Genomic DNA, 13,876 nt, shown 5'->3' on the forward strand with positions numbered 1-13,876 from the left:
GCCTTTATGTTAAGTCCTCTGCTCAAACGCTATACCTGGAACAGCACATGGCTGTACTACGTGCGGATTTTTATCGCGCTATGCGGCACAACAGCGCTGCCTTGGTGGCTGGGCGATGTCAAGCTGACCATCCCGCTCACGCTGGGCATGGTCGCTGCCGCACTTACCGATCTGGACGATCGTCTCGCAGGCCGACTGCGCAATTTAATCATCACACTGGTGTGCTTTTTTATTGCCTCAGCCTCCGTTGAACTGCTCTTCCCATGGCCATGGCTGTTTGCTATTGGGTTAACGCTTTCCACCAGCGGCTTTATTCTGCTGGGGGGATTAGGCCAGCGCTATGCAACTATTGCTTTTGGTGCATTGCTGATCGCCATTTACACGATGCTGGGCACCTCGCTTTACGATCAGTGGTATCAACAACCAATCCTGCTGCTCGCTGGCGCTATCTGGTATAACCTGCTGACGCTCACCGGACATCTTCTGTTCCCCATCCGCCCCTTACAGGACAATCTGGCACGCAGCTACGAACAGTTAGCGCACTACCTGGAACTGAAATCGCGTCTTTTTGACCCCGACATAGAAGATGAAAGCCAGGCACCGTTGTATGATTTAGCTCTCGCGAATGGCCAACTGATGGCAACGCTGAATCAGACTAAAGTGTCGCTGCTGACCCGCCTGCGCGGTGACCGTGGACAACGGGGAACACGTCGCACGCTACATTACTATTTTGTGGCGCAGGATATTCATGAACGCGCAAGCTCCTCACATATTCAGTATCAAACGCTACGCGATCATTTCCGTCACAGCGATGTGATGTTCCGTTTCCAGCGGTTGATGTCGATGCAAGGGCAAGCCTGTTCACAATTATCTCGCTGTATTTTATTGCGCACGCCTTACCAGCACGATCCGCACTTTGAGCGAGCCTTCACCCATATAGATGCTGCACTTGAGCGCATGCGCGCCAGTGGTGAACCTGCCGACCTGCTCAATACGCTGGGTTTTTTACTGTCAAACCTACGGGCAATCGACGCGCAGCTTGCTACCATCGAATCCGAACAGGCTCAGGTACTCTCGCGCAATGAGTCTGAAAATCAGCTTGCCGATGACAGTCCCCATGGATTCAGTGATATCTGGTTACGTCTGAGCCGTAATTTCACCCCTGAGTCTGCTCTGTTTCGCCATGCCGTTCGCATGTCGTTAGTACTCTGTGTTGGTTATGCCATTATCCAGATAACCGGCATGAATCACGGATACTGGATCTTGCTGACCAGCCTGTTTGTCTGTCAGCCAAACTACAACGCCACCCGACATCGCCTGGCGCTCAGGATTATCGGCACGTTGGTTGGGATTGCCATTGGTTTACCGATCCTGTGGTTTGTGCCCTCTCTCGAGGGGCAACTGATACTCCTGGTGATCACTGGCGTACTGTTTTTTGCCTTTCGCAACGTCCAGTATGCGCATGCCACCATGTTTATCACGCTGCTGGTGTTACTGTGCTTTAACCTGCTCGGCGAAGGTTTTGAGGTTGCGCTGCCGCGTGTCATCGATACGCTAATTGGCTGTGCTATCGCCTGGGCTGCTGTCAGTTTCATCTGGCCAGACTGGCGTTTTCGTAACCTACCACGGGTAATTGAACGGGCGACTGACGCTAACTGCCGCTACCTTGATGCAATTCTCGAACAATATCATCAGGGTCGTGATAATCGTCTGGCCTACCGTATCGCTCGCCGTGATGCGCATAATCGTGATGCTGAACTCGCCTCCGTGGTATCAAACATGTCGAGCGAGCCGGATGTCACGGCCCAAACCCGCGAAACGGCGTTCCGTTTACTGTGTCTCAACCATACGTTTACCAGCTATATTTCTGCGCTAGGCGCACATCGCGAACAGTTGACCAATCCAGACGTTTTGGCATTGCTGGATGACGCTGTTTGCTATGTTGATGATGCCCTTCACCATCAACCCGCTGACGAGCAGCGTGTATACCAGGCGTTAGAAGGGCTGAAGCAGCGAATTCAGCATCTGGAACCACGCCCGGACAGTAAAGAGCCGCTGGTCGTTCAGCAAGTTGGGCTATTGATCGCTCTACTCCCGGAGATCCGGCGATTACAGCAGCAAATTGACGTGCTGCCGTCTAATACCCCGGTTCCGGCGTAAGAGAACTTACCCACTCAACCAGCTCCTGGCGACGCGTCGCCGGGAGTGCGGCTTCATGTATCCCCCCTACCGCGCCTTCAAGGGCATAGAGTACTTTTACCGTCAGAGCCGGGTTATTTTGCCGAAGTTTCAGCCAGCACATTTGTGCTCCCAACGATCGCATGGTCCCCTCATCTTTAATTCCAGCTTCATTCAGCAGGGTCTCCAGATGAAACGTCATATTCGGCAATTCCCGCAGACGATGCTGGGCAAAGCGACTTTGTTTCTCCTTAACCGCAGCATCCAACGAATATCGCGATAACGACACCAGTTGCTGCTGGTTTTGCCACAGGGCATCGTTCACCTGGTAATAATTAAGTACAAGAGGACGTCCGCGCTTAATAAATGTCAGCCAGACAGGAGAATTTTGTACACAATACTGGGCGCTCTGCTCACAGGCGCGAAGATACAGCTCACCATTAGCGACCATGGCAAAGACCGTATCGCCAACCGTCAGACTGTAGCCACCAAACAGTGAGCGATAGTGAATTGTCCCCAGAGAAGCCAGATATTCCTGCGATTTATAGATCCTTGCATAAGAAAGCTCTTTCATAAAAATCCTTTTTAAATCATAACGTAAGCAAATGATTTTCAGTAGCGGATCCGTTAATGACGAAAATAGGCAACTTATGCGTATGGGGCAAGATGAATTTTATTTTTCCCGTGACGACGACTAAAAATTGCGAACCTGTTTCCGAAAATAAGGTTGATCTTTGTTGATGGCAGGGTTACTGTATATCCATACAGTAACTCACAGGGCTGGATTGATTATGTACACTTCAGGCTATGCAAATCGTTCATCGTCGTTCTCTTCCACATCAAGCAACATTGCGCGCGTTTCATCAGAGAACGCAACCGCTGGGCTTATCAGTGAAGTTGTCTATCGCGAGGACCAGCCCATGATGACACAACTGCTGCTGCTTCCCCTGCTGCAACAGTTAGGGCAACAATCACGCTGGCAGCTGTGGCTGACGCCTCAGCAAAAATTAAGTCGGGAGTGGGTGCAGTCAGCTGGACTTCCATTGACGAAAGTCATGCAAATTAGTCAGCTCTCCCCCTGCAATACGCTGGAATCAATGATTCGTGCGCTACGCACGGGTAATTACAGTGTTGTCATTGGCTGGCTGGCGGAAGAATTAACGGAAGATGAACATGCCGAACTGGTCAAAGCGGCTGATGAAGGTAATGCGATGGGTTTTATCATGCGTCCGGTTCGCGCCCAGACACTTGCGGGGAGACAGCATTCCGGGCTAAAAATTCACTCGAATTTGTATCATTGAGTAAAATTAGGATTTATCCTGGAATTTTTTTTCATCTCTCAATTTGTCTTTGAGCTGTAATGTGTTTTTCGTCTGAACGCTTGTCAGAAGCGGTTTTCAGGATATCCTCAGTACATTTATTCAGCTATAAATGTTAAATATTGTGTATACAAGCCTTTTTTTTTCATATGCCTGACGGACTTCACACTTGTAAGTTTTCAACTACGTTGTAGACTTTACATCGCCAGGGGTGCTCGGCGTAAGCCGCAGATATCGGTAGAGTAACTATTGAACTGGTCCCCGGGTGAAGGATTTAACCGTGTTATCTCTCTTCGGAGATATTCATGGCGAATTTTGGATGATAACGAGGCGCAAAAAATGAAAAAGACAGCTATCGCAATTGCAGTGGCACTGGCTGGTTTCGCTACCGTGGCGCAGGCCGCTCCGAAAGATAACACCTGGTATACTGGTGCTAAACTGGGCTGGTCTCAGTTCCATGATATTGGCAACAACCGTATCGACAACAACGGTCCGACCCACGAAAGCCAACTGGGTGCCGGTGCGTTCGGTGGTTACCAGGTTAACCCGTACGTTGGTTTTGAAATGGGTTACGACTGGTTAGGCCGTATGCCATACAAAGGCAGCGAGCAGAATGGCGCTTTCAAAGCTCAGGGCGTTCAGCTGACCGCTAAACTGGGTTACCCAATCACTGACGATCTGGACGTTTATACCCGTCTGGGTGGTATGGTTTGGCGTGCAGACGCTAAAAACAACAAAGGCTTCAAAGACCACGACACTGGTGTATCCCCAGTATTCGCTGGTGGCGTAGAGTACGCAATTACTCCTGAAATCGCTACCCGTCTGGAATACCAGTGGACCAACAACATCGGTGACGCGAACACCGTTGGTGGTCGTCCAGATAACGGTCTGTTGAGCGTTGGTGTTTCTTACCGTTTCGGCCAGCAGGAAGAAGCAGCTCCAGTAGTTGTTGCTCCGGCTCCGGCTCCAGAAGTACAGACCAAGCACTTCACTCTGAAGTCTGACGTTCTGTTCAACTTCAACAAAGCAACTCTGAAACCAGAAGGCCAGCAGGCTCTGGACCAGATGTACAGCCAGCTGAGCAACCTGGATCCGAAAGACGGTTCCGTAGTGGTTCTGGGCTTCACTGACCGCATCGGTTCTGACGCTTACAACCAGGCGCTGTCCGAGAAACGTGCTCAGTCCGTTGTTGATTACCTGATCTCTAAAGGTATTCCTTCTGACAAAATCTCTGCACGTGGCATGGGTGAATCCAACCCAGTTACTGGCAACACCTGTGACAACGTGAAAGCTCGCGCTGCACTGATCGACTGCCTGGCTCCGGATCGTCGTGTTGAGATCGAAGTTAAAGGCATCAAAGACGTTGTAACTCAGCCTCAGGCTTAAGTTATCGTCTTATAAAAAACCCCGCTATGCGGGGTTTTTTTTCATCTGTTTTCATCCAAAGTAAGCCACGTGTTAAACCACCCGACCGCTACTCTTTTCCCAGCAACGCCTGTAAATCCTGTTTCAATGTCGACATTTTGTTCGCGTACTTCTCTTTATGCTCTGCGTCTTCAATTAGCTGCACAATAGTTTCAGAAAGCGTTTTTCCGCGCCGCTGCGCAAGACCAGCCAGACGCTGCCAGACCATGAACTCCAGATCGATGGATTTCTTCCGCGTATGCTGATGCTCAGCATTAAAGTGCCGCTTGCGCCTCGCACGTATGGTTTGTTTCATACGATTAAGCAGCGCAGAATTCATGTGTTCTTCAATCCAGGCATTAACCCGAACCGGTTCATTCTCGAGGGTTAGCAATAAATCAACGGCTTCTTTGGCAGCGCTGGCCTCGACGTAACGGGTGATTAATTCCCCCTCACGATGCTTCTTCACCAGATACTTCCATTTCCAGCCGCTTTCAAGGTTTTCAAGTTGTTGATATTTCATTGCGATCTCAATGTTACCGTGTAACTCTTATCAGAATATCAGCTTTTTCGGCATCTGAAGAAAAGAATATCCAGCCTGTGAACTGCCGCGCGTCATCACAACCGTTTCGCGGCGCTTTCCAGGTGTTTAGTGGTGAGGGTTACGGTATAATCTCGTTTTTTACAACAGACTAAAAAACATCAACTTTGACCATTACGAAACTTGCATGGCGTGATCTGGTTCCTGATACCGACAGTTATCAGGAAGTATTTGCACAGCCGCACGTCACTGACGACACCGACACCTTACTTAGTGATACTCAGCCACGTTTACAATTCGCGCTAGAGCAGCTTCTTCAGCACTGGACAACATCCTCGTTCATGTTGGTAAAAGCACCGGAAGAGCTTGAGTATCTCAACCTTATTGCAAAGGCTGCACGTCCCTTGCACACGGATGCAGGAAGCCTGACTGGCGGTCATTACGACATCTCCGGTCACACTATTCGTTATCGTACAGCAGAGAAAGCGGAAGACAATTTTGCGACGTTGACGCAGGTGGTCAGCGCTGACTGGGCCGAAGCCGAACAACTGTTTGGCTGTCTGCGTCAGTTCAATGGAGAAATTACGCTGCAGCCAGGTCTGGTACATCAGGCCAATGGAGGTGTGCTGGTTATCTCATTGCGCACGCTGTTGGCCCAACCTCTGTTGTGGATGCGCCTGAAAGCCATTGTCAGCCACGAACGTTTTGATTGGGTAGCTTTTGATGAGTCTCGCCCGCTGCCTGTCTCCGTTCCCCCTATGCCGCTTAAACTGAAAGTTATTTTGGTGGGTGAGCGTGAATCGCTGGCGGATTTCCAGGACATGGAACCAGAGCTGGCTGAGCAGGCCATTTACAGCGAGTTTGAAGATAATCTGCAGATAGTGGATGCCGAAACCATGACGCAATGGTGTCAGTGGGTCACGCATATCGCCATACGCAATAATTTGCCCTACCCCGCTCCTGATGCCTGGCAGGTTCTGATCCGTGAAGCCGTTCGCTATACCGGTGAACAGGATACATTGCCGCTTAACCCGCTGTGGATCACCCGACAGTTCAAAGAGGTGGCTCCGTTATGCGAGGGCGAAACCTGCAACGCTGAGCAGTTCAGCCTGATGCTGGCTCAGCGCGAATGGCGTGAGGGATTCCTGGCTGAACGCATGCAGGATGAAATTCTGCAAGAGCAGATCCTTATCGAGACAGAAGGCGAGCGTATTGGCCAGATCAACGCCTTGTCGGTAATTGAGTTTCCAGGCCACCCACGCGCATTTGGCGAGCCTTCTCGTATCAGTTGCGTCGTGCACATTGGCGACGGCGAGTTTACGGATATTGAGCGCAAAGCCGAGCTCGGCGGAAATATTCATGCCAAGGGTATGATGATTATGCAGGCGTTCCTGATGTCGGAACTCCAGCTTGAGCAACAAATCCCCTTCTCTGCCTCACTGACCTTTGAGCAATCTTACAGCGAAGTGGACGGTGACAGCGCGTCTATGGCAGAACTGTGCGCATTGATTAGCGCCCTCGCCGACGTTCCTGTTAATCAAAGTATCGCCATTACAGGTTCTGTCGATCAGTTTGGTCGGGCACAACCTGTCGGTGGTCTGAATGAGAAAATTGAAGGTTTCTTCACCATCTGCCAGCAGCGCGAACTGACAGGCACGCAGGGCGTTATCATTCCTTCGGCTAACGTCAGACACCTCAGCCTGCAGCCTGCGCTGCTACAGGCCATAGAAGAAGAAAAATTCACTATCTGGGCGGTGGACGACGTGACTGATGCGCTGCCACTGTTGTTAAATCTGGTGTGGGATGGCGAAGGCCAGACAACGCTGATGCAAACCATTCAGGAGCGTATTGCCACGGCAACGCAACAGGAAGGTCGTCACCGTTTCCCATGGCCGCTACGTTGGCTGAACTGGATTATTCCGAACTGATCGGACTTGTTCAGCGTACACGTGTTAGCTATCCTGCGTGCTTCAATAAAATAAGGCTTACAGAGAACATGGTAGATAAACGCGAATCCTATACGAAAGAAGACCTTCTTGCCTCTGGTCGCGGTGAGCTGTTTGGCGCTAAAGGGCCACAACTGCCAGCACCAAGCATGCTGATGATGGACCGTGTCATCAAGATGACCGAAACCGGTGGCAACTTTGACAAAGGTTATGTTGAAGCTGAACTGGATATCAACCCGGACCTGTGGTTCTTCGGTTGTCACTTTATCGGCGATCCGGTGATGCCGGGCTGTCTGGGTCTCGACGCCATGTGGCAACTGGTTGGATTCTATCTCGGCTGGCTGGGCGGTGAAGGTAAAGGCCGTGCGCTGGGCGTAGGCGAAGTTAAATTCACCGGCCAGGTTCTGCCGACCGCGAAGAAAGTCACTTACCGCATTCACTTCAAACGCATCGTTAACCGTCGCCTGATCATGGGCCTGGCAGATGGTGAAGTGCTGGTTGATGGTCGTCTGATCTATACCGCAAACGATCTGAAAGTGGGTCTGTTCCAGGACACTTCCGCGTTCTAATCCAGAACTGCGAAGCAGCCAGACATTAACGTTTCCCCGTTTTTTCAGGTGTGCAAAAAGGCGAAACCTCCGCTCTGCGGAGGTTTCTTTTATCTAAAGAGACAGAATCAGGCCATTAAAACCCTATCCCCCATGGCTTCTCGCCAGCCTCCCAGCCAGTATGACCTCTGATTCAGCGTCTGATAGGGACACATTTCTTTTGAGCGTCCGGCAATGCCGGCCTGATATCCACGTTGATGTGCCCGTTCCAGGCGATCTCGTTTTTGTCTCTTCATGCCTCGTTTCCCTCATTTTTGGGTCTGGTGGAAAAGAAAACAGTGATTACTAAGTGTGCAATCACACTAAACGAATACCCCTAAACATCAGGCTCGTCAATGCGCAAAATTCACGCCAGTGTCATATTTGTGAGCTACTCGCTAAATCATTTGTACAAAAATAGTCAGTCAGAACAGCTATCTCCACGGCTAAAAAAATAAAAAAAACCGCCCCGGGCAATGAACCAGGGGCGGTATAATTTACAATTATTTAAGCTTAAGGGATGCGTTTCAGCTCTTGAGCAATGGCCATTGCTTCCTGACTCCAGGCATTGGCAAGAACCTTCACCATCTCATCGTAGCCGTCTTTAGTCTGTACAGCTTCGATGTGGAATGGACGTTTGATCAGTTGTCCCTGATGATTCAGCAACCATTCACCGCTCACGATAACCTTACCATCGTACCGACCGTGGAAGCCGGTTACGGTAACGTTCAGCGTGTCCTGAGTGCTTCCCAGCGGCTGTGAAGCGACAACCCAGCCAGGCAACTGCATACTGAGGTTCGCAACCAGCGTATTGCGCAATTGCTGATCTAATGGGCTGGCCCAGAGATTATTATTGGCTATCACATATTGCACATCGCTGGTCTGGTAAACCACCCCATTACCGGCCAGATAATCAGGTACCGCAATCTGTTCAACCCACAGCAGACGGTTTCCCTGATTGGCAGAGCTCTGCACACCGCCTTGTGCGATAGGGAGCTGGTAATAGCTTTTATTTTCTCCGCTGGAGCTGCATGACGTCAGCCAGACCGCCATCATCACCACTAGCCACTTTTTCATTGTTTCGCCCTCTTCGGCTCTGGATCTTTTTTGTCCTTCGCTTCAAATACCAGCGCATTACTCTTATCGTTCAGCGTTTTCAGTACCGGTTGCAGTTCACGCAGTACCTGATCAAGACGCTGCATATCCGCTACCATCTTGTTGTAGGCCGCGGAACCAGGCTGGAAGCCCTGCATACTACGATTTAGTTCACGCAGCGTGTTCTGCATATCCGCCGGCAGATCCTGCATCGACTGACTGGACGTGATCTTGTTCATGTTATCCAGCGTGGTTTGCAGATGTTTCATTGTGCGCTGGCTTTCCGACAGCGTATTAGTTGCCTGCTCAATCATCGGGTTCAGCGGCAGATTGTTAATCTTATCCAACGCTTCCATCAGACGCTGTTGGATCTGCGCCAGACCACCGCTCACGGTCGGAATAATTTGATAACCATTAAATTCGCGCACACCAGTAATCGGCGGCTCTTTCGGGTAGAAGTCGAGATCGACATACAGCGCGCCGGTTACCAGGTTCCCGGTTTTGAGCGATCCTCGTAATCCGCGTTTAAGCAGTTGCTCCAAATGAGCGCCAACATCGGTATCCTCTCCCAGTTGCGCCTTCAGACGTTCTGGTTCAATACGCACCAGCACCGGAATGCGGTAATCATTGTTAAATACCTGACGCATATTCGGTGAGAAGAAAGGTACTTTACTCACCGTACCCAAGCGGATGCCACGGAATTCCAGCGGTGCACCAGGCTGTAGGCCACGAATCGAATCTTTAAAGAACATCAGGTAATCAATATGATCGGTATACAGTGAATCCTGAATACTTTTTTGATCGTCATAAAGATTAAACGCTGATTGTTGTGCGACCGGCTCGCCCTGCTCTAAACCTTCTGGCACATCAAAACTTACACCACCGCCAAACAGCGTGGAGAGCGATCCCATTTCTACGCGCATACCTGCTGAGGTAAGATCTACGGCGATCCCGCTGTCTTTCCAGAAACGTACATTGCTGGTCACCAGACGATCGTTAGGCGCATTGATGAAAAGCTGATAGCTGATCGTACGCTTTTGCGCATCAAATGTGCTGGTTTCAACCGAACCTACACGATAGCCGCGGAAAAGTACCGGATCGCCTGGACTCAACTGACCGGCTTTTTTGCTGTCCAGAATCACACGGATCCCTTTTGCATCTGGCGGGGCCAGCGGCGGTGAATCCAGCAGTTGGTAATTTTCCAGCTTACTGCCTTTATTGCCAGGCTGCAGTTCAATATAAGCCCCGGACAATAGCGTGCCGAGTCCACTGATACCTTCACGTCCAACCTGCGGCTTCACCACCCAAAAGACAGAATCTTTATGCAGCAGCTTTTCCATTCCGGAGTTAAGACGCGCTTTAATCTCCACATGGGTCAAATCATCAGTCAGGGTTGCGCTCTCGACGATACCGACATCCACGCTGCGGCTTTTAATCGTCGTTTTGCCCCCTTCAATACCTTCGGCATTGGTGGTAATAAGCGTGACCTGTGGCCCCTGATGACTGTAGTGATAAAACAGTACCCACGCGCCAATGAGTGCAGTGACGATAGGGAATATCCATACGGGCGACCAGTTTTTTACCTTTTGCACTTTGGCTTCCCCACTTTTAGATTCCATGCTGTCAGGACTCCTCATGGCCTGGTTCTGGTTCACGGTCCCACGACAGACGCGGATCAAATGTCATCGCAGAAAACATTGTCATAATGACGACTAAAGCAAACATCAAAGCACCCATTGCAGGATAAATGTTCATTAACCCTCCCATGCGCACCAGCGCAGAGAGTACCGCAATCACAAAGACGTCGATCATTGACCAGCGACCGACAAATTCCACAACTTCATAAATCAGGTGCATACGTTCGCTGTCGCGTTTGCCATGCCCTTTGGCATCCCAGCATAGCCAGGCAATGGCGATCATTTTCAACGTCGGCACCATAATACTGGCGATAAAAATAACCGCAGCCACCGGATAAGAGCCTTCGCTCCAGATTAAAACCACCCCCTCAAGTATCGTTGATGGCAGCTTTGACCCGAGCAGATCGGTAATCATAATCGGCAAAATATTGGCAGGAAGATAAAGCATGATTGACGTAAACAGTAATGCCAACGTCCATTGCAGACTGTTTTTACGCCGCACATAGCCTTTCGTCTGGCAGCGCGGACACACCCGTTCATTAGCGGGAAGTATCGCAGTGCAGCAAGAGCAGGAACGCAGTCCCTGTCGAATGCCGGGTACACCAGGTTTTAACTCCAGCTTAATCACTGGCATTGGCGCAATATCATCCCACAGCCAGCGACGGTCAACGCACTGGAATGCGCGCAGTTGCAAAACGCAAAAGAAGCACCACGGAATAAAGCTGCTGCCCACGCCGATATCGCCGTAAGCCATGAGCTTAACGAAGCTGACCAGCACGCCGGCGAGGAAGATTTCCGCCATCCCCCAGCTTTTTAACTGGAACAGGACGCGTGCAAGACCCGCCTTAAGTCTTGCGGGCATCTGCACCCGATTCACCAGCAGCAGGATAGTCAGCAGGCAAAACGCGGGGACCAACTGCACGAATAATAAAAAGAAGGTGCCGAGACTGGCGTAGTCTTCAGAAAAGAGAACGCTGGGGATCTCCAGCAACGTGACTTCGCTGCTCACCCCTGCAACGTTCATATTCACAAAGGGGAAGAGGTTTGACAGAAGCAGCATGAATAATGCTGCTAAAACATAGGCGGTAGGACGCTGCCGCGGCGCGTCCCACTCCACCGTTAACGTAGTGCCACATCGTGGACATGCCGCTTTCTGACCATGCTCAAGGCGAGGTAACGCCACCAGCATGTCACACTGCGAGCACAAAATATGCTTCGCGGCATGGTGATGTTCGCACATATGTGCTCCTTTAAATTATGCGCCGTTCTTCAAAGACTCAAGATACTCCCAGCGCTCAAAGGCTTGCTCAAGTTCTTGTTCCGCTTCGTTCAGACTAGCTAATACCTGTTGTGTTTGCTCATGTGGCTGACTGAAAAAAGCGGCGTCAGCAACCTGCGCTTGTAGCCTTTCCAGTTTAGCTTCCAGTTCTTCAAGCTGCGCGGGGAGTTGCTCGAGTTCGCGCTGCAGTTTATAGCTTAGTTTGCTCGTGCCACGTTTGACAATTTCTGCTTTAGGAGCAACGGCTTCCTCTGTTTTTTTCGTGACCGGTTGTTTAAACGCCACATACTGAGATTGCTGGCTGCGCGCATCATGATAACCACCGACATAACGACCAATTTTACCGCCGCCTTCGAAGATCCAGCATTCAGTTACAGTATTATCCACAAACTGACGGTCGTGGCTTACCAGCAGTACAGTCCCCTGATAGCTATCAATTAGTTCTTCGAGCAGTTCCAGCGTTTCGACGTCAAGATCGTTCGTTGGTTCATCGAGAATCAAAAGATTGCTGGGTTTCAGAAAAAGACGCGCCAACAGCAGGCGATTTCGTTCCCCACCAGAAAGCGCACGCACTGGCGTCATCGCGCGTTTCGGATGGAACAGGAAATCCTGCAGATAACCCAGCACATGGCGAGGTTTACCGTTAACCATCACCTCTTGCTTACCTTCAGCCAGGTTGTCCATCACGGTTTTATCTGGATCCAGTTCGGCGCGGTGCTGATCGAAATAGGCCACTTCCAGCTTGGTGCCGACGTGAATGCGTCCACTGTCAGCCTGAAGCTGGCCTAACATCAACTTCAGCAGCGTTGTTTTGCCGCAGCCGTTCGGTCCGATTAGCGCAATTTTGTCGCTACGTTGTACCTGTGCGGAGAAATCTTTTACCAGCTGCTTTCCATCAACCTGGTAATCCACGTTCTCCATTTCGAAAACAATCTTGCCTGAACGGCTCGCCTCTTCGACCTGCATCTTCGCCGTGCCCATCACTTCGCGGCGTTCGCCACGCTCGCGACGCATGGCTTTCAGTGCGCGCACGCGGCCTTCGTTGCGGGTACGGCGCGCTTTGATCCCCTGACGGATCCAGACCTCTTCCTGCGCCAGCTTGCGGTCAAACTCTGCATTTTGTAACTCTTCTACGCGCAGAGCTTCTTCTTTCTCCAGCAGATACTGATCGTAATTCCCCGGATAAGTCACCAGCTTGCCACGATCGAGGTCGACGATACGTGTCGCCATATTGCGTATAAATGAACGGTCATGGGAAATGAAGATGATTGTCCCATTGAAGGATTTCAGGAACCCTTCCAGCCAGTCGATGGTTTCAATATCCAGGTGGTTCGTTGGTTCATCCAGCAGCAGTACACGCGGATTACTCACTAACGCGCGGCCCAGCGCCGCTTTACGCAGCCAACCTCCTGAAAGCGAAGAAAGTGCGGCGTTTGGATCCAGCCCCAACTGCTCCAGCACTTCATTAATACGGCTTTCGAGCTGCCACAGATTGTGATGATCGAGCATTTCCTGAACCCGCGCCATCTCATTCAGATTTCTGTCACTCGGATCAGTCATCACCAGACGCGAAATATCGTGATAACGCTTGAGATACTCGGCCTGCTCTTCGATACCCTCGGCAACGAAATCATACACGCTGCCCTCAACATTACGCGGCGGATCCTGTTGCAGACGCGCCACAACCAGATCCTGCTCATAAATGATACGCCCGTCGTCAAGCCCCTGCTCACGGTTCAGGATCTTCATCAGCGTCGATTTACCTGCGCCGTTACGGCCAACCAGACAGACGCGTTCGTTATCTTCGATATGCAGTTCTGCATTATCAAGAAGCGGCGCATCGCTGAACGACAGCCATGCACCATGCATACTGATCAATGACATTTATTT

General features: G+C 50.8%; 12 protein-coding genes. 5 read left to right on the forward strand and 7 right to left on the reverse strand.

The features are described 5' to 3' along the window. Positions 1 to 6 precede the first annotated feature (6 nt). Positions 7 to 2,160 (forward strand): YccS family putative transporter, encoded by a 2,154-nt coding sequence (gene yccS / locus IB222_RS14695; protein ID WP_003831997.1) that lies wholly within the window; start codon positions 7 to 9, stop codon positions 2,158 to 2,160. On the opposite strand, the gene IB222_RS14700 is transcribed toward yccS, so the two are convergent. Then, on the reverse strand, positions 2,138 to 2,752 hold the full coding sequence (locus tag IB222_RS14700; RefSeq protein WP_003831996.1) for a TfoX/Sxy family DNA transformation protein: 615 nt from the start codon (positions 2,750 to 2,752) through the stop codon (positions 2,138 to 2,140). The two genes, yccS and IB222_RS14700, sit on opposite strands and share 23 nt — an antisense overlap. 217 nt (positions 2,753 to 2,969) lie before the next feature. On the opposite strand from IB222_RS14700, the gene sulA reads away from it, so the two are divergent. Further along, entirely contained in the window at positions 2,970 to 3,479 is a 510-nt protein-coding gene (gene sulA / locus IB222_RS14705; RefSeq protein ID WP_008784287.1) for an SOS-induced cell division inhibitor SulA, read from the forward strand. Between the two features lie 357 nt (positions 3,480 to 3,836). Beyond that, on the forward strand, positions 3,837 to 4,883 hold the full coding sequence (gene ompA / locus IB222_RS14710) for a porin OmpA (protein ID WP_149384719.1): 1,047 nt from the start codon (positions 3,837 to 3,839) through the stop codon (positions 4,881 to 4,883). A gap of 88 nt (positions 4,884 to 4,971) precedes the next feature. Here ompA and matP read toward each other — a convergent pair whose 3' ends face one another. Beyond that, a complete protein-coding gene (gene matP, locus IB222_RS14715; protein WP_003831992.1) occupies positions 4,972 to 5,424 on the reverse strand; it encodes a macrodomain Ter protein MatP in 453 nt (150 codons plus the stop codon). 185 nt (positions 5,425 to 5,609) lie between these two features. Between matP and IB222_RS14720 the strand changes: the two genes are divergently transcribed. After that, complete coding sequence (locus IB222_RS14720; RefSeq protein WP_149384720.1) at positions 5,610 to 7,370, forward strand: Lon protease family protein; 1,761 nt, start codon at positions 5,610 to 5,612, stop codon at positions 7,368 to 7,370. Positions 7,371 to 7,438: 68 nt separating this feature from the next. Then, positions 7,439 to 7,957 (forward strand): bifunctional 3-hydroxydecanoyl-ACP dehydratase/trans-2-decenoyl-ACP isomerase, encoded by a 519-nt coding sequence (fabA, locus tag IB222_RS14725; RefSeq protein WP_003035875.1) that lies wholly within the window; start codon positions 7,439 to 7,441, stop codon positions 7,955 to 7,957. 107 nt (positions 7,958 to 8,064) lie between these two features. Here the strand turns inward: fabA and rmf are convergent, their stop codons facing one another. From rmf to IB222_RS14750, 5 genes are all read right to left on the reverse strand, one after another. Continuing rightward, positions 8,065 to 8,232, reverse strand: a complete 168-nt coding sequence (rmf, locus tag IB222_RS14730; protein ID WP_003035871.1) for a ribosome modulation factor — start codon at positions 8,230 to 8,232, stop codon at positions 8,065 to 8,067. A 256-nt stretch (positions 8,233 to 8,488) separates the two neighbouring features. Next, the gene (gene pqiC, locus IB222_RS14735) at positions 8,489 to 9,052 is read right to left on the reverse strand and encodes a membrane integrity-associated transporter subunit PqiC (protein WP_003831985.1); all 564 of its coding nucleotides are present in this window, start codon (positions 9,050 to 9,052) and stop codon (positions 8,489 to 8,491) included. Then, the gene (gene pqiB, locus IB222_RS14740; protein ID WP_003831983.1) at positions 9,049 to 10,689 is read right to left on the reverse strand and encodes an intermembrane transport protein PqiB; all 1,641 of its coding nucleotides are present in this window, start codon (positions 10,687 to 10,689) and stop codon (positions 9,049 to 9,051) included. Before pqiB ends, pqiC begins: the two co-directional genes overlap by 4 nt. Positions 10,690 to 10,693: 4 nt before the next feature. Further along, positions 10,694 to 11,947 carry a membrane integrity-associated transporter subunit PqiA gene (pqiA, locus tag IB222_RS14745; protein WP_148362157.1) on the reverse strand — a complete coding sequence of 418 codons (1,254 nt, stop codon included), beginning with the start codon at positions 11,945 to 11,947 and terminating at the stop codon, positions 10,694 to 10,696. A gap of 15 nt (positions 11,948 to 11,962) precedes the next feature. Next, positions 11,963 to 13,870, reverse strand: coding sequence for an ABC transporter ATP-binding protein (locus tag IB222_RS14750; protein WP_003831978.1), 1,908 nt, complete (start codon positions 13,868 to 13,870; stop codon positions 11,963 to 11,965). Positions 13,871 to 13,876: the final 6 nt, after the last annotated feature.

The organism is Citrobacter sp. C13, assembly GCF_014596815.2.
GTDB lineage: Bacteria > Pseudomonadota > Gammaproteobacteria > Enterobacterales > Enterobacteriaceae > Citrobacter > Citrobacter portucalensis.